The organism is Verrucosispora sp. WMMD573, from assembly GCF_027497175.1.
Lineage (GTDB): Bacteria > Actinomycetota > Actinomycetes > Mycobacteriales > Micromonosporaceae > Micromonospora.
In genome coordinates, this window is sequence record NZ_CP114901.1 from 5465453 (window position 1) to 5482418 (window position 16966).

The window sequence follows — 16966 nt, forward strand, 5'->3', positions numbered from 1 at the left end:
GGCACGGATGGCGGCACCCCGGCGAGCGGAGGCTCGTGTGCCCGACGAGATCGACGATTCCTTCCTCGCCCTCCCGCTGGCCCGACTGGCCGACGCCGCCCTGTCCCGAGCTCGTGCGCGGGGCGCGCGGTACGCCGCGCTGCGGGTGCAGCGGGTCCGCTCCGGACGCACGGTCGTGCACGACGGTGCGCTGCGGGCCAACGAGGAGGAGACCGAGATCGGCCTGGCGGTACGGGTGCTACACCGCGGCGCGTGGGGCTTCGCCGCCGTACCGGAACTCACGCCGGACGCGGCGGTGCGCGCCTGCGACGAGGCCATGGCGCTGGCGCGGGCCTGTGCCGAGGTCGACGACACGCCGATCGCACTGGTACCCGAGCCGATCCACGCGGCGGCGACCTGGGCCTCGCCGCACCGGATCAACCCCTTCGAGGTGCCGGAGAGCGAACGGGTGGAACTGCTGAGCCACTGGTGCGCCGGGCTGCTGGCACACGAGTCGGTCACGCACGTCCTCGCCCGCGCCACCGCCACTCAGGAAAACACGTACTACGCCGATCTCGGCGGTACCAGCGTCACCCAGCAGCGTCTCCGGGTACATCCGCAGGTGCTGGCCGTGGGCCGGCATCCCCGCGACGGCGGTACGCAGACGCTACGGACGGTCGGTCCGCCGGTGGCCCGCGGCTGGGAGTACCTGCACGGCGAGGGCTGGGACTGGGCCGCTGAACTCGCCGCACTGCCGGCGCAGCTGGCCGAGAAGGTGCAGGCCCCACCGGTGCGGCCCGGCCGCTACGACCTGGTGATCGACCCGTCGCAGCTCTGGCTCACCATCCACGAGTCGGTCGGGCACGCCACCGAGTACGACCGGGCCCTGGGCCAGGAGATGTCGTACGCGGGCGGCACCTTCGCCACACCCGAATCCGCCGGCCGACTCCGGTACGGATCCCCGCTGATGTCCGTCGACGCCGACCGGTCGACCGAGCACGGGTTGGCCACTGTCGGCTTCGACGACGAGGGCGTGGCCGCGCAGTCCTGGCCGCTGATCGAGGCGGGAGTCCTGGTCGGCTTCCAGCACGACCGGGCCTCCGCCGCGCGGGCCGGACTGCCTCGTTCCTCTGGCTGTGCGTACGCCGAGTCGTACCGGCACACCCCGATGGCCCGGATGCCGAACGTGTCGCTACGCCCGGCGACGGACGGGCCGGACACCGCCGCCCTGATCGCCGGCGTGACGGACGGCTTCTACCTCGCCGGCTCGGACAGCTGGTCGATCGACATGCGCCGACGGCAGTTTCAGTTCACCGCGCAGCGCTGGCACCGCATCCGCCACGGCCGGCTGACCGGGCAGGTGTCCCGTGCCGCGTACCAGGCCGAGACCACCGGGTTCTGGTCGTCGCTGTGCGGGCTGGGTGGGCAGGGCACCTGGCTGCTCTCCGGCGCCGACATGTGCGGCAAGGGGCAGCCGGTACAGGCGAGCGCGGCCAGCCACGGCTGCCCCGCCGCGGTCTTCCGCGGCATCGACGTCGTCGACACCGGAGGGCGGGACGGGTGAGCGGAATCCAGGACGCCCTGGAAGCGGCGCTGCGGCACCGGCGCGACGCCGACGAGCTGCTGCTGATCGCCGACGAGACGGCCGCCACGCAGGTGCGCTGGGCAGGCAACGCACTGACCACGAACGGCAGCGTCCGGGCCCGCCGGGTGACAGCGGTGGCGGTGCGGCAGGGCGCCGCCGGCGTACACGTCGGGCTGGTCGGCCACGCCGGGACGCTCGGTGACACCCTGCCGGACCTGGTCCGCGCGGCCGAGCGGGTCGCCCGCGACGCGCCGCCCGCCGCCGACGCCGCGACGCTGCCCACACCCTGGCGTACGCCGTCCTGGGCGGAGCCGCCCGGCGGCACCTCGGTCGACGCGTTCCGCGACGTGCTGCCCGGCCTCCGGGACGCCTTCGCGGCGGCCGGCCGGCGAAAGCTGTACGGATACGCCGAGCACCGCGTGGTCACCACCTACCTCGCCACGTCGACCGGCACCCGCCTGCGGCATCTCCAGTCCAGCGGCCTGTTCGACCTGAGCATGCGGGACGAGGCCGACGCCTCGGCCTGGACCGGCGTCACCGCGCCGGACCTGTCCAAGCTGGACGTGGCGGCACTCACCGGTGAGCTGTCCGCGACGCTGGGGCGGCCCGGCCGCCGGGTCGAACTGCCGCCGGGCCGCTACGAGGTGCTGCTCACCCCCAGCTGCGTGGCCGACCTGATGCTCCACCTCTACCTGGCCGCCGGGGCGCGCGGCGCCCTGGACGGGCGCACCGCCTTCAGCCGCCCGGACGGCCGGCTGCCGGTCGGCGAACGCGTCACCACGCTGCCGCTGACGCTGCGCAGCGACCCTGACCATCCGCTGTTGCCCTGCGCCCCGTTCACGGTCAGCCGGGGCACGGACGACCTCACCGCGGTGGTCGACAACGGGCTGCCGCTGCGGCCGACCAGCTGGATCGACGAGGGTGTGCTGACCGCGCTCGTGCAGACCCGGCACACCGCCGCGCAGACCGGTAGCCCGCTCACCCCGATGGTGGACAACCTGATGCTGGAGGGCGCGCCGGGCGGGCCGTCGCTGCCCGAGATGGTCCGCGCCACCCGGCGCGGCCTGCTGCTCACCTCGCTGTGGTACCTGCGCGACGTCGATCCGGCGTCGCTGCTGCTGACCGGCCTGACCCGCGACGGTGTGCACCTCGTGCAGGACGGCGAGATCGTCGGCACGGTACACAACTTCCGGTTCAACGAGAGCCCGCTGTCGCTGCTGGGCCGCGCCACCGAGGCCGGCCGGCCGGTGCCGGCGCTGCCCCGTGAGTGGGGTGACTACTTCACCCGCATGGTGATGCCGCCGTTGCGGGTGCCCGACTTCCTCATGTCGGCGGTCAGCCCGGCGACATGAGACGCAAGCGTGCTCAGGTGGACGCCGGTCCGAACAGGGCGGCGAACCGGTCCAGGGTGCGGCGATCGTAGGCGAGTTGTTTCTGCGGCGGGTACGGACGCCGGGCCGGCGGCAGGTACCCGGGCTCGCCGCGCCGGGGCAGCGTCCCGTCCGGGCGGCGCAGGTGCGGCCCGTAGAAGAACCAGCAGAGCTGGCCGACCAACTCGGCGAAGACCAGTGGGTGCAGGTCGACCGGATACATCGCCAGGTGACAGCGGGTCGCCCGGAACTCGCCCCGCGGCCCGAAGGTGTTGCCGAACAGGACGTGACCGAACACGTCGTGCACGGCCCGGAAGATGTCGTTGTGCAGCAGTTCCTCCCCGGCGGCCCGGACCCCGGCGGGGGCGCGCAGCGGATGGTCGCCGCCGCCACCGGCCGGTCCGTGCCCGTGGCGGGTGAGGAACACGTGCAGCAGGCCGCTGGCGCGGACCCGGGCGACCAGGTCCCGCGAGTCCCGGTACGGCTGTCCCGATCCGGTCCAGGGCAGCACCCGGATGCCCGCCTCGCCGATCAGCCGGAACTGTCGCAGGTTCTCCTCGGCCAGCCGGACGTACGCGTGAGCCGTGCCGGCCGGGTCGGTCACCATCGGGGCGGCTTCGTAGCGGTCCGCCACCTCGCGGCAGAAGTCCTCGTCGACGCGCAGCGGCTCGGCGGCCAGCCGGTTCAGCCGCACGGCGGGCACGCCCGCGCGCGCCGCCACCCGATCGCAGTGGGACTGCGCCAGCGCCCCGAGACGTACGGTGAGCCCGTGGTTGTCGCCTGTCATCGATGCTCCCGGACGAGGTACCGCGGCGGCCTTCTTCGGGTGGGCCCCTGCGTCAGTCCTCCCCCAACCAGAGGTTTGTCAGGTCGCCGTTGAGTACCGGGTACGGCAGCCAGTTGCGCACCCGGTGCCCGCGCAGCCAGTACTGGTGGGCGAAGAGGATCGGCACGACCGCGCAGTCGCGCAGCACCTCCCGCTCCGCGGCCCGCCAGTGCTCGTTGGCGGTCGCCTCGTCGGCGCAGCTCAGCGCGGCGTCGATCCGCTCGTTGACGACAGGGTTGTGGTAGTGGCCGAAGTTGGAACCCCAGTCGTCGTTCTCCGACACGTCGGAGCTGTCGAAGAGGGCCTGGAGGTAGACCCGGGCGTTGTTGCCGTGCCAGTCCGGCTCCCAGCCGGAGAGCGCCACGTCCCAGCGCCCCTCCCGGGCCCCGTCGGCCCGGCCCAGGTACCTGCCGAACAGCTCGGTGATGCCGGCCGGGACCAGATCGAGGGTGATGCCGGCACGGGCACACGCCGCCCGGACCACCCGTGCGGTCTCCGGGTGGATGTCCCGGTCGCGGTAGACAAGCTTGAGCGTGATCCCGTCCGGGTAGCCGGCGTCGGCGAGCAACCGGCGGGCCCGGTCCGGGTCGCCGGTGCCGCCGTTGGCCGCATAAGGGGCGAACGGCTGGTGCGCGCGACACAGCGGCGGCAGGATCTGCTCGGCGATGTCGTTGAGCCGCGGCCCACCCCACACCTCGGCGACGGCGGTCTTGTCGAGGGCGTACTGCAACGCCTCCCGTACCTCCCGGCGGCCCAGCGCCCCACCCTGGTTGGGGCTGAGCACGTTGATCACCAGATACGGGCTGAACAGGCCGGCCGGGCAGACCTCCAATCGGGGGTCCTCGGCCGCGAACATCTCCGGCAGCCGCTCGGTCAGCGGCTGGATGTCCCACATCATGTCGGCGTCGCCGGCGATCACCATGTCGTGGCAGGTCTTCTCGTCCAGCCCCTGCCGCACCTCGATGCGGTCCACGTGGGCCCGGCGGATCGGATCGGTGGCCGGATCCCAGGTCCGGCTGCGCTCCAGGGTGATCCGCTGGTCCGGCTGGTACCGGGTGACCCGGTACGGCCCGATGGAGCCGATCCGCTGGTTCAGCTCAGGGCTGCCGGGCACGAACCAGAGGTACTCCTCCGGCGCCGGGGAGGCGAACGGCAATGCCAGGATGTTGAGGAAGTCCGGCGTGGGACGGCAGGTGGTCAGCTCCAGCGTCCGGTCGTCGAGCACGCGCAGCCCCGGCACCTCGGCGGCCTCCAGGTAGGGCGCCACCAGGTCCAGTTCACGGGGCAACGTGAGCAGGTCGTCGCGGAACGCGGCAAAGCCCTCGATGGTGCTCAGGTAATAGGGCAAGCCGGGGCTGGGTGCCATCGGATGGGCCAGTCGCTTGATTCCGCGTACCACGTCGGCGGCGGTCAACGGTCGGGGTCCGGTGGGCAGGTCCCAGCGCAGCCCGTCGCGCAGCGTGAACCGGTAGCGCCGACCCTCGGCGTCGTAAGGCTCGTCCGCCGCCACAGCCAGATCCGGCACCAGGTCACCGGCGCGCCGGTGGTCGCGGGTGGCCGGGTAGGTGACCAACTGCCGGGTGTACGCGCGGATGATCCCGCGGGTCACCGTGTGGTAGGCCAGCGCCGGATCGAGGTGGTCGACGTCGCCAGCGCCGACCAGGGTGAGGATGCCGCCACGGCGCGGACCGGCCACCTCGGAGGTCTGCTCGGCGACCCTCGGTGCTCCTCCGGTGGTCATTCGGACTCCTCCAGCCAGAGATTCGACAGGTCGAACCAGCGGTCGACCGTCGGCATGGCGATCGCGTTGCGGACCCGCCGGCCCTTGCGATGTGGGATGGTCGGGGCGTGTACGAGGATCGGCACGATCGCCGCGTCCCGCATGACCCGCAGGTCGACCTGGTGCCACAGCTCGGTGGCCCGGGCCCGGTCGGTGGCGCCGAGTGCCTCCTCGATCAGCCGGTCGACCTCCGGGTTGCTGTAGCCGCCGTAGTTGCTGGTGCCGCGGGACAGGTTGGTCTGGAACATTGGCTGCACGTAGGTGCGTCCGTTGGGTCCGAACCAGTCCGGCGTCCACGAGGGCGCGGAGATGTCCCAGGCACCGGACCGGGCGTTCGCCGGGTCGCGGAGAAACTGGTAGTACTCGGCGTGGCCCAGCGCGACCAGGCGGACGCTGATCCCGCCTTTCTCCAGGTCGGTGGCGTAGGAGCGGGCCACCTCCGGGTTGGCATCGACGTCCCGGTGCACGGCGGTGAGGGTGAGTCCATCCGGGTAGCCCGCCTCGGCCAGCAACGCCCGGCAGCGCTCCGGGTCGCCCCGGTCGCCGGGGGTCGGGTACAGGTTGAAGTCGACGTGCCCGTCGTTGCCCGGCGGGATCGCCGTGTGCCCGGGCAGCATCACCGTGCCGGCCTCGAGATCGTGGTAGATCTCGGCGATCGCCGCCTTGTTGATGGCGTACGCGATGGCCTGGCGCACCTTGAGCTTGCTGATCGCCCGCTCGGCGTTCGGGCTGAGCATGTTGAACACCAGATACGGGTTGAGCGCGTAGCCGAGGTCGTTTCCGGGGTCGGTGGGCGGCACGTCGTACGGCTCGGTGATCGGTGACGCCCAGGACAGGTCGGCACGACCGGAGGAGATCATCTCTCCGACCTGCTGCGGAGTGGCAACCTCCATGCGCACCTCGACCCCGTCCAGGTACTGCTGACGCACCGGGTCGGACTCCTTGCGCCACACCGGGTTGCGGGCCAGCCGCACCGAGTCACCGTGCGCGTAGTGGGTGACCCGGTACGGCCCGTTCGAGCGCACCCGCCGCCGGAACTCCGCGCTGTCCGGCAGCACCTCGTCGTACTCGACCGGGGCGGCGGAGGCGAAATGCAGCGCCAGGATGTGCAGGAAGTCCACCGCCGGGCGGATCAGGTCGAACACGACCGTCCGGTCGTCGGCGGCCCGGACGCCGGGGATCTCGTGGCTGTTCTGGAAGGCGGCCAGGTCGGCGGCGGTCGGTTCGGCCGAGGTGATCGCGGCGGCATACTCGTCGCAGTACTCGGCCATCCCCCGGATGGTGCTGGTGTAGTAGCCGATCCCGCCGGCCCGCAGCACCGGGTTGGCCATCCGCTTGAAGCCGCGCACGAAGTCGTCGGCGGTCACCTCACGGGGCGGTTCGGTGTCCCAGTACACGCCGGGACGCAACCGGATGGTGTAGCGGGTGTGGTCGGCGCTGATGCCGCCGTTGGCGAGGGTCGGAACCGCCGCGGCGACGTCGGGCACGGGCGTGATCGCCGACGGGTCCCGCAGGTCGGCCACCGGCCGGTAGGTGAAGAGCTGGCGGGCGAAGAGCCGGATGATCTGCCCACCGAGCATGTAGTAGGCGCAGGCAGGATCCAGATGATCCATGCTGCCGGGCCCGTAGAGCCGTAGTGTCCCCCCGTACCGGGGCTGGCCGCCGTCCATCGACACACACCTTTCGCCGTTCTGATCGCTACTGCCGCTGCCGGGTCGCTCAGCCGGGGACGAGGCTCGCCCCCGCCACATCCGCCCGTAGCTGCGCGGGCAGCAGCGGCTCCCGCAGCAGCGTCGTGAAGCGGTCGGCGAGGCTGGTGCTCGGGTCGCGGGCGGCCAGCCAGGCGTCGACCAGCCGGCCCCCCTCGGAGTAGGTCACCGAGTACGCGCGCCACAGCGGGTCGGCGATAAACCGGAACATCTGCTCGGCACGTTCGGGCGGCAGCAGCATCCACCGCCGCAGGTATGCCACTGCCTCCTCCCGGCGGCCACCCTCGTCGTGCAGCAGCAGGGCGGCGTCCACCCGGGCCGGCATGAGACGCAGGACCAGACCGCGCATCCGCTCCACCCGCTCGCCTTCGACGTGGACCCCCTCGCCGGCGAGGATGCGCGCGGTCCACTCCCCCCAGCCCGGGCCCAGCACCGCGTCCACCGCCGCCTCGGCCATGCCCTCGGCGACCAGGCACCGGGGCGTGTCGACCAGAGCGATGGTGTGCTCGTCCTGGCCGTTGCCCCGGACCAGGTCGGCCTCCTTGAGGCAGTGCTCCGTGTGGTGCCCGGGATACGACTCGTGCGCCACGAGGATCGGCAGCGCGGCCACCGACCGGCCGCTCGCCGCGTTCAGCGCCACGGCGGAGCGGAACTCGCCCAGGTAGCGGTTGTAGGCGTTCCACGGCGCGTCCGGGACCACCGTGTACTCGACGCGTTCGGTCTCCGGCAGGCCGAACCGGTCCCTGGTCCGCTCGCGCAACGCGTCCGATACCGCCTGCACGCAGCGCTGCAGCCGTTCTGGAGGGACGGTGTTGCAGCGGTAGAACTCCGCCACCCGGTCGACCAGCGGCCCCGGTCCGGGCAGCAGCGCGTCCATCTCGTCGTGCACCGCCGCGTATCGCTCCGGCGCCGTGCGGGTCACCTCGACGTCGAAATAGGCGCGCACCTCGTCCCGGAACGACATCGGGGTGCCGGCGACCCGGTCGGCCACCGCGCGCAGCGCGCCGAGTTGGGCGGTGAGGTGTTGGCGGCGGGCCGGATCGAGGTCACTGCCGGGCAGCGCGGCTAGCGTCCGGGTGGCCTGGCGGGACAGCTCCCGAGGGTCAGCCGGTGCTTCGGCGGCGACCTGGTCGGGTAGCGCGGGGTCACCGTAGTAGCAGTCCACCAGGCCGTCCACCAGCCGACCCAGACGCAGGCCGAGCAGTAGGTAGTCGCGCACGAGGGGATTCACCGGTCCACCTCCGGGCGGACCGCGGTCAGGTCCACGGCGTACCCCTGCGGCGGCAGGGGTCGCACCTCGTCGACCAGGTCCGGTTGCCTCGGAGCGGTGACCGGCGCCCGGTGCAGGATCGGCACCACCGCCACGTCGGCGAGCGCGCGCTCCGCCGCCGCCTGCCAGGTGGCTTCGGCCTGCCACGGCTCCGCCACGTCGAGCGCCCGCTCGATGAGGGCGTCCACCTCCGGCGAGGAGTAGCCGCCGTGGTTGGCACCGCCGGGCACCGGGGTCGCCTGCAGCATTGCCTGCACGAAGACCCGCCCGTTGTGCTCCAACCAGTCCGGCACGCGGGACGCCACCGCGAGTTGCCACCCGCCGGCTGCGGCGGGTCGGCGCAGCGCCTCGGCGTACGCGGCGTCGGAAAGCCCCACCGGTCGGGTCGGCAGGCCGGCCCGGATGAGGCTCGTGGTGCAGGCGTGCGCCACCTCGGGCCCGAGGCCGGAGTGGGGGTGGATCAGGATCAGGGGTGGGCCGTCGGCGCGGCGTGCCGAGGCCAGCAGGTCGCGGGCCCGCGCCGGGTCACCGGCGCCGTCCGGTGTCGGGTACGGGTCGGTCGTGCCGTGACCCACGTTGCCCGGCGGGATCAGCGAGCCGGCCACCCGCACCGGCACGCCGGGCCGGTGGCGCCGGTACAGGGCCGCCACCGCGGCCTTGTCCACGGCGAGCGCCGCCGCCTGCCGTACCCGGGGGTCGGCCCAGATCGGGTCGAGCAGGTTGAGCACGAGGTACGGGTCGAGCACCCAGCCGAGCACGCCGTCACCGTCGACCGGCTCGGCGGCCGGCAGCCCGCCGACGGCAGGCGCGCCGGACACCTCCGCCCCCTCGCCGGCCGGCCCGACGTCGGCCCGGCCGGTGCCGTCGCTCAGGCGCAGCTCCACCCGGTCGGCCTCGGCCCGCCGGTACGGATCGGCGGCCGGCTCCCAGGCCGGGTTGCGGACCAGTTCGAGCCACTGGCCGGGCCGGTGTCGCCGGACCCGGTACGGGCCGTTGGCGCACAGCTGAGCGGCGGCCTCGGGACTGCCCGGGATGAACGCGTCGTGCTCGACGGGCACCGCGGACGCGGCGGGCAGGGCGAGCATCTGCACGAAGTCCAGCGCCGGCCGGGCGAGTTCGATGACGAGCGTGTCGTCGTCGAGCGCGAGGACGCCGGGGATCTCGTGCCCGTTCTGGTACGCGGCAAGCGTCGAGGCGTCCCCGGCCTGGTGGGCGGCCTCCGCCGCCCACTCGGTGGCGAAGGTGGCCAGGCCGCGCACCGTGCTCGCGAAGTAGGCCAGGGACGGCGAGGGCCGCACCGGGTTGCACATCCGCTTGAAGCCCCGGACCACGTCGTGCGCGGTGACCCGACGCCGGTCCGGGGTGTCCCAGCGGACGTCGGGTCGCAGGTGGAACACGTAACTGCGGTGACTGGCACCGAGCCCGGCGTTCCACGTCGAGGGGACCTCCAGTGCGAGGTCGGGCACGGGGGCGACGGCCTGCCAGTCCCGTACGTCCCGGGCGACCTGCCAGGTGACCAGCTGCCGGGTGTGCAGCCGAACGAACGGGGCCGCCGACACCGGGGCGCAGCTGGGGTCGAACGCGGTGGCGCCGGTGGGGACGACCACCCGCAGCACACCGCCACGGCGGTGTGGCCCGATGTTCGTCGGCTCCGGCCGGTAGGGGGCGACGGTCATGACAGCTCCCGCACCAGGTCCGCGATCGCGTCGACGGCGACGTCGACCTCCTCGGTGGTGTTGTAGAGGTGGGTGCAGATCCGGGCGGCGTAGTGCTGGTGCGGCGAGCCGGCGATGTCGAACTCGGTCCACCGGATCCAGATCCGGTGTCGGCTCTCCAACTCGTCGACGAGGCGGGCGACCTTGGTGATGTTCCAGCCGTCGGCCGGGTCGGGGAACGGGTTGAAGGCCACCACCGGCGCGGTCAGCCGGGCGTCGGTCACCGGGGAGTACAGGGATTCGACGCCGAACCGCTCGGCGATGCGCGCGCGGGTGTGGTCGCCGAGCGCCACCGCGTGCCGTTCGATCCGGTCCCGGCCGATTCGGTCCCACAGCTCGCACGCCTTGGCCAGCGCGGCGCCCCGGGCGATGCTGGCGCTGCCAGCGCTCTGCAGGTAGTCGCCCATGTTGTAGCTCTCCACCCGGGTGGTCGTGCGCGGCGGCGGGCCGCCCATCATCGGGTACCAGGTGGAGATGATCGGCCAGAACGTCGGCAGCGGGAGCGGGTTGTGTTCGGGGTGAATCTTGTTGCGGACATAGAGCAGCCCGGTGCCGAGCGGCCCGCACTGGAACTTCGAACCGGAGCAGGTGACGAAGTCGGGGCCGAGCGCCCGCAGGTCGGTGTCGAACATTCCGGGTAGCAGCGCGCCGTCGACCACGGTGGTCAGGCCGTGCCGCTGGGCCAGGTCGCAGAGCTGGCGCATGGGCATCCGGGTGCCGGTGAAGAGGGTGATCGCCGCGAACGCCAGCACCTTCGTCCGCGGGGTGATCGCCCGGGCGAACATGTCGACGATCTCCTCGGCGGTGACGTCCGGACCCACCGGCGGGGTAAGCACGGTGAGGGTGATCCGGTGCCGGTTGCGTAGCAGGTTGAAGTTGGACAGCACCGAGTAGCACTCGTGGCTGGTGGTGATGACCTCGTCGCCCTCGTGCAGGTCGAGCCCGTTGATGACCCGGGCCACCCCCTCGGTGGCGTTGTGGCAGATCACCATCTCGTCCTGGTCGACGCCGAACGCCCGGCCGATCGCGGCGCGGTGCTCGGGGTACATGCCGGGCGGGTAGACATTGCGTAGTCCGCCGTTCCACTCCCGCGTCACCCGGTCGTTGACCTCCAGCACCTCGTACGGCATCACGCCGATGGTGCCGGTGTTGAGGTGGACGGCGTCGGGCTCCATCGCGAACAGCGACCGCAGCTCCGGGAAGGAGGCGGTGCGCAGGCGGTCGGCCGGGGTGGACGGCCCGGCGGTGCGGGAGGCCGTCGTGGTCGCAGGTTCGTCGGTAACGCTGATGCGCATGGCGTCCCTCCTGTCAGGAGCTGGCACCCGCCAGCGAATTTACCATATGATTCTCAAGTGAATGGCTGTCCTGCTGTCCGCCCCGATCGACCGCGTGCGGGCCTTCCCGGCGCCTCGCCCCCGCAGAGCAGGGAGAAGTGATGATCGCGTGTCACACCGGTGGTTGGCCGGTGGCCGAAGCACCGCGACGGATGGAGCCCGCCTCGGTGCCCGGCTGCTCGTGCACTTGCTCCGGCCGTTGCCGGACAGGATCGGCCGCGGCCGACGACCGGGGCGGCGGTGGCCGCGACCACCGGCAGGAACAGTTCGACGCCCGCGACCGGGTGCCCTGACGTCGCGCCGGCCGGAGTGGGGGCGGCCGGGACCGCCGCCCCCACCGGACCGGTCAACCGCCGAGCACGTCCGACAGCCGTACCGCCTTGAACCGCCGGTCGGCGAAGTCGCAGTACCAGATCACCGCGCCGTCCCAGGCCAACCCGGTCGGGTGCCCCGGCACCCGCACCGTGGACCGCAACTGCCCCGACTCCGCATCGACCGCGTGCAGCAGGCCGTCCTCGAACTCGGCGTAGAGCACGTGGCCGTCGGCGTAGGTGAGCCCCGAGGGTGCTCCCGTTACCGGGTACTCGCGCTGCACCGTCATGGTCTCGAAGTCGCGCAGCTGGATCACCGCAGGGGCGCGCAGGCAGAGCCACACCCCCTCCGGCCCCGTCTCCATGCCGGTCACCCGGCCGTTGGAGGGACGCACCGGCTTCGAGCCGACGGTCTCGCCGCTGGCCGGGTCGATCAGCAGGATCCGCTTCGGCCGGCCACCGATCTGGCACAGCGTCCCGTCCGCGTACCCCAGATCGGCCCGCACGTCGGGGTACGCGAAGGACCGGCGCACCGTGCCGTCCGCCGGGTCGATCGCAAAGATCCGCGCGGCGTCCTGATCGGAGTGCCAGAGCCAGGCACCGTCCCAGGTCAGGCCGCACATGTAACCGGCCGGGCCGGGTAGGCTGCGCACCACCTCGACGGGCGGTACGGTCATCGAGCCGCTCACCGTCTCGTTCTCCCTTCGTTGACTGGCCCGACCCGCCACGGGCCGGCGGCCCCGCTGGCGGCGTCAGTCGACGGCCACCACCGGGGTGTCGACCCGGGCCGCCAGGGCTGCGATGTGCTCCGGCGACGCGCCGCAGCACCCCCCGACCACGCTGAGGCGATAGTCCACCGCCCAGCGGGCGACCAGGTCGCCGAACTCCCCCGGGTCGAGCAGCGGTTGCGGCGCCGGCGTTCCGGCGCGACGGTCCTCAAGGTTCGGGTAGGCCCCGATCGGGCCGTCGTCGGCGTCCCGGAGCGCCCGCAGGCACCGCTCGGTCGCCGCCGGGCCGGTGCAGTTCACCAGCACCACCTCGGCCCCGGCGGCGCGCACCGCGTGGGCGGCGTCCACCAGGGACTCTCCGGACAGGAGGCGAGCCTGCTCGTCGCAGACGAGGCCGACCCAGGCCCGGGCGTCGACCTCCCGCACCTGCTGCACGGCGATCCGCGCCTCGCGGACGGTGTTCATGGTCTCCACCACCACCAGTTCCACCCCGGCCCGGACCAGCTCCACGGCGAGCCAACGGTGCTCGTCGCGCAGCTCGTCGTCGGTCGGCACCAGATCCGGCCGGTAGCAGTCCTCCACCGGAGCCATCGAGGCGGCGATCCGGGCGCCAGGTGCGCCGGCCGCGTTGCGGGCCGCGAGCGCGACGCCGACCGCGGCGTGCACCATCCAGCCGAGCCCGGCGTCCGTCAGACCGGCGCGGCGCAGCGCTCGCAGGTTGCAGCGCAGGGTGTTCGCGGTGAGCACCTGCGCCCCGGCGACCAGGAACCGCTCGTGGACCTCCCGCAGCACACGCCGCCGGCCGTCCGTCAACAACGCCGCGGTGCCCCACCACGGCGCCTCGTACGCCAGCCCGGCGCGCTGCAACTCGGTGGCGAGCCCTCCGTCGAGCAGCACCGGGGCGCCGCCGGTGGTGAATGTGGACATGTCTCCTCCTTCGCGGGGCGGGGATGCCGTGCAGCGGGTCAGGCGCCGTCGCGCAGCGCGGTGACCAGGTCCTCGACGAGGTCGGCCGGATCCTCGATGCCGGGCGAGATGCGGATCAGCCGGTCGGTCAGGCCGAGACGCCGACGCACCTCGGGCGGTACCGGTCGGTGGGTCATCAGCGCCGGGCACTCGATCAGGGAGCGGACCCCGCCGAGGCTGACCGCGGCGGTGAACAGCCGTACCCGGTCGAGCAGCTTGGCCGGGTCGCCCCGGTACTCGAAAGTGGCAAGCGCGCCGGGCGCGGCCATCTGCCGGGCCGCTACCGCGTGCTGCGGATGTGCGGGCAACCCCGGATAGGTGACCCGGGCGACGCTCGGTTCGGCCAGCAGCGCGGCCACCACCGCCCGGGTGTTCGCCACCTGGCGGTCGGTTCGCAACGACAGCGTTTTCAGTCCCCGGTGGGTCAGATAGCAGTCGAATCCACCGGGGGCGTTCCCGGCCATCGTGCGGTACGCCAGGAACCTACGGTGCAGTTCCTCGTCCTGGTAGACAAGCGCGCCCCCGAGGACGTCAAGGTGCCCGGCGACGGACTTGGTGGTGCTGTAGAGGGTGAGGTCGGCGCCGTGTGCCAGCGGTCGTTGCAGCACCGGGCCGGCGAGCGTGTTGTCCACCAGGACCAGGGCGCCGTGCCGGTGTGCGAGCCGGGACACCTCGGCGATGTCGGCCACCTTGAGCAGCGGATTGGTGGGCGTCTCCAGCCACACCGCGGCCAGCTCCGGGCCGCACCCGGTCAGCGCCCGGTCCCGCTCGGCCGGATCGGCGAAATCCACCGGCCGCACCGCCACCCCGCGCTCCCGGGCAGCGGCGAACAACTGGTGGGTGCCGCCGTACACGTCGTCCGAGACGAGCACCAACCGGCCCGGGGGCACCACCGACAGCGCGGTCGTCGCGGCGGCCTGCCCGCTTGTGTAGACGGTGGCGTGGCGGGCGTCCTCCAGGGCCGCGAGGCACTCCTCCAGCGCCTCCCGGTTGGGCTGCTCGCCCCGGGCGTAGAAGTAGCGCGGCGGATCCTGGGCGGTGCGGTCGTAGGTGGTGCTGAGGTGGATGGGCGGCACGACGGCGCCGGTGCCGGGCACGGGTTGCTGGCCGACGTGCACCAGTCGGGTGTCGAACCTCATGACGCTGCCTTCCGGGCGGTGCTCAGAGGAACCGGACGTCGGGATGGTCGGTGGTCCAGGGCCCCGGTCGTACGCCGGCGAGCAACTCGCCGACGAGGTCGATCTCGGCAGGCGTGTTGTACACACCGAAGGAGAGCCGGACCGTGCCGAGCAGTCCCAGTTCGTCGAGGAAGGTGCTGGCGCAGTGCACGCCGCAGCGCACCGCCACCCCGTGCCGGTCCAGGTGCGCCCCGACGTCGTACGGGTGGATGCCCTCGACGACGAAGGAGACGATCCCGCTCGGGTCGGTGGCCGGGTCGCCGACCACCCGCACCCGGTCGGTCGCGGCGAGCACGTCGACGGCGTGCCGGACCATGGTGCGGTCGTGCCGGCGGATCGCGTCCCAGCCAAGGTCGCGCAGGTACTCCAGGGCGGCGGCCAGCCCGACCGCGCCGGCCACGTGCGGGGTGCCCGCCTCCCACCGGGCCGGCCCGTCGAGATAGCGGACCGGCTGGTCGGCCGCCACGCCCTTCACGGTGCCGCCGCCGACCTGGTACGGGGGCAGCCCGGCGAGCAGGTCCCGGCGGCCGTGCAGCACGCCCACCCCCATCGGCCCGTACGCCTTGTGCCCGGAGAAGCAGTAGAAGTCGGCGTCCAACTCGCGCACATCGACGCGACGGTGGGGTACGGCCTGGGCGCCGTCGATCACCACCAGCGCTCCGTCCCGGCGGGCGGCGGCCGTCATCTCCCGGACCGGGTTTACGGTGCCGAGCACGTTGGAGACGTGGCTGATCGCCACCAGGGCGGTGTCCGGGCCGAGCGCGGCGGCGAACCGGTCGGCCGCGACCCGGCCGCCGGGGCCGGCGGGCACCACCGTGAGGGTGGCACCAGTGCGGTCGCAGAGCCGACGCCAGGGCAGCAGGTTGCTGTTGTGCTCCAGGCCGGTCACCACCACCCGCCGCCCCGGCCCGGCCACTCGCCGGCCTGCGGTGTCCGCGACAAGGTTGACGGCGGCGGTGGTGCCGGCGGTGAAGAGCACCTCTTCCGGGTGGGCCGCGCCGATCGCCCGCCCGACGGTCTCACGGGCCTGCTCGTACCGCTCGGTGGACTCCAGGCCGAGGCGGTGGTAGCCGCGGCCCACGTTGCTGTTCGCCCCGGTGTAGTAGTCGGTCATCGCGTCCAGCACGATGCGCGGCTTCTGGGTGGTGGCGGCGTTGTCCAGATAGGCGACGAGGCCGCCGGCCCGGCGGGCCAGCAGGGGAAAGTCCTCCCTTACCGCCATGGGCAGCGCGTCCGGGTGGTCTCGCACCGTGTCCGTCATGCCGACTCCTGTCGCTGGACGGCCGGTCGTCGGTGCCGGCTGACGTGCCGCGCGGGGTCGGCCCGGATCGCGAACGGGCGCCACGGGACGCTCGGGCGACGCAGGGGGCTGACCGGTCGTCCCGTGGGACCAGATGCTCGGGAGGTGCCACACGGACGCGGCGTACCGGACGACGACGGACCCCGACGATCGCCGAGGCTGGTTCAGAATAATATAGTGAACTGGTTCCGTCACCCCCTACCGCGGGCTCAGCGACCGGAGACCGTCTGGGCGGCCGGGGCCGCGCCGGCGTCCAGACCGAGCAGCTCGCAGCAGCGCAGCACGGCGTCGATGTCGCCCTCCAGCTTCAGCTGACCACCGACCATGGCCATCAGCGGCGTGACCCGGCCGGCACCGATCCGGACGAAGGTGGCCGCATCGGTGGTCGCCACCATCGCCGGATTCTCGGCCGCCCCCTTGGCCACCCGCGGCACGCCGTCGGCGATGTCGATCCGGAAGACCTCGCCATCGACCCGGAACTGGTAGCTCTCGTCGATCGGAGAGATCTTGTCCAACTGGAACATCGCCTCCACCGCGAGGAATCCCCAGTGCGGCCGGACGGTGTCCTCGGCGCTCAGGTCGCCGACGAACTCCAGACCCCAGTGGGCCAGCCCGAGCACCATCGGCCGCAACGCCTGCCCGGTCGGGGTCAGCTCGTAGGAGAGCCGGCCGCCGGTGCCCTGGACGTCGACCTGACGCAGCACACCCGAGTCGACCAGAAACTTGAGCCGGTCGGCGAGCAGGTTCGTGCCGATGCCGGGCAGATCCGCCAGGAGCTCGCTGTAGCGCCGGGGACCCATCAGCAACTCACGGATGATCAGCAGCGTCCAGCGCTCGCCCAGCACGTCGAGCGCGGACGCGAGCCCGCAGTACTGTTGGTAGGACCGTTTGCCGGCGACGCCAGTCTGTGCCATG

The 16966-nt window shown here is 72.9% G+C and carries 13 protein-coding genes; 2 read left to right on the forward strand and 11 right to left on the reverse strand.

Going from position 1 to position 16966, the window contains the following annotated elements; genetic code table 11:
• Positions 1 to 37 precede the first annotated feature (37 nt).
• Both O7601_RS24795 and O7601_RS24800 read left to right on the forward strand, forming a co-directional pair.
• Positions 38 to 1543: a TldD/PmbA family protein gene (locus O7601_RS24795; RefSeq protein WP_281563497.1), complete on the forward strand. Its 1506-nt coding sequence runs from the start codon at positions 38 to 40 to the stop codon at positions 1541 to 1543.
• Positions 1540 to 2916, forward strand: a complete 1377-nt coding sequence (locus tag O7601_RS24800; RefSeq protein WP_281563498.1) for a metallopeptidase TldD-related protein — start codon at positions 1540 to 1542, stop codon at positions 2914 to 2916. Before O7601_RS24795 ends, O7601_RS24800 begins: the two co-directional genes overlap by 4 nt.
• 13 nt (positions 2917 to 2929) lie before the next feature.
• Here O7601_RS24800 and O7601_RS24805 read toward each other — a convergent pair whose 3' ends face one another.
• The 11 genes from O7601_RS24805 to O7601_RS24855 form a co-directional block, all read right to left on the reverse strand.
• Positions 2930 to 3721 (reverse strand): hypothetical protein, encoded by a 792-nt coding sequence (locus O7601_RS24805; protein ID WP_281563499.1) that lies wholly within the window; start codon positions 3719 to 3721, stop codon positions 2930 to 2932.
• 52 nt (positions 3722 to 3773) lie between these two features.
• Positions 3774 to 5501: an ABC transporter substrate-binding protein gene (locus O7601_RS24810; RefSeq protein WP_281563500.1), complete on the reverse strand. Its 1728-nt coding sequence runs from the start codon at positions 5499 to 5501 to the stop codon at positions 3774 to 3776.
• On the reverse strand, positions 5498 to 7210 hold the full coding sequence (locus O7601_RS24815; protein WP_281563501.1) for an ABC transporter substrate-binding protein: 1713 nt from the start codon (positions 7208 to 7210) through the stop codon (positions 5498 to 5500). Before O7601_RS24815 ends, O7601_RS24810 begins: the two co-directional genes overlap by 4 nt.
• Positions 7211 to 7259: 49 nt before the next feature.
• On the reverse strand, positions 7260 to 8480 hold the full coding sequence (locus O7601_RS24820) for a DUF885 family protein (RefSeq protein ID WP_281563502.1): 1221 nt from the start codon (positions 8478 to 8480) through the stop codon (positions 7260 to 7262).
• Positions 8477 to 10195 carry an ABC transporter substrate-binding protein gene (locus O7601_RS24825; RefSeq protein WP_281563503.1) on the reverse strand — a complete coding sequence of 573 codons (1719 nt, stop codon included), beginning with the start codon at positions 10193 to 10195 and terminating at the stop codon, positions 8477 to 8479. The genes O7601_RS24820 and O7601_RS24825 overlap by 4 nt, the downstream gene beginning before the upstream one ends.
• Positions 10192 to 11529 (reverse strand): aminotransferase class V-fold PLP-dependent enzyme, encoded by a 1338-nt coding sequence (locus tag O7601_RS24830; RefSeq protein WP_281563504.1) that lies wholly within the window; start codon positions 11527 to 11529, stop codon positions 10192 to 10194. Before O7601_RS24830 ends, O7601_RS24825 begins: the two co-directional genes overlap by 4 nt.
• Positions 11530 to 11914: 385 nt before the next feature.
• Positions 11915 to 12556 carry a hypothetical protein gene (locus O7601_RS24835; RefSeq protein WP_281563505.1) on the reverse strand — a complete coding sequence of 214 codons (642 nt, stop codon included), beginning with the start codon at positions 12554 to 12556 and terminating at the stop codon, positions 11915 to 11917.
• A gap of 75 nt (positions 12557 to 12631) precedes the next feature.
• A complete protein-coding gene (locus tag O7601_RS24840; protein ID WP_281563506.1) occupies positions 12632 to 13534 on the reverse strand; it encodes a homocysteine S-methyltransferase family protein in 903 nt (300 codons plus the stop codon).
• Positions 13535 to 13572: 38 nt separating this feature from the next.
• Positions 13573 to 14712: a PLP-dependent aspartate aminotransferase family protein gene (locus O7601_RS24845; protein ID WP_281563507.1), complete on the reverse strand. Its 1140-nt coding sequence runs from the start codon at positions 14710 to 14712 to the stop codon at positions 13573 to 13575.
• A 22-nt stretch (positions 14713 to 14734) separates the two neighbouring features.
• Entirely contained in the window at positions 14735 to 15973 is a 1239-nt protein-coding gene (locus O7601_RS24850; RefSeq protein ID WP_348650272.1) for a cysteine desulfurase, read from the reverse strand.
• Positions 15974 to 16260: 287 nt separating this feature from the next.
• Positions 16261 to 16965, reverse strand: coding sequence for a winged helix-turn-helix transcriptional regulator (locus O7601_RS24855; protein WP_281563509.1), 705 nt, complete (start codon positions 16963 to 16965; stop codon positions 16261 to 16263).
• Position 16966 lies beyond the last annotated feature (1 nt).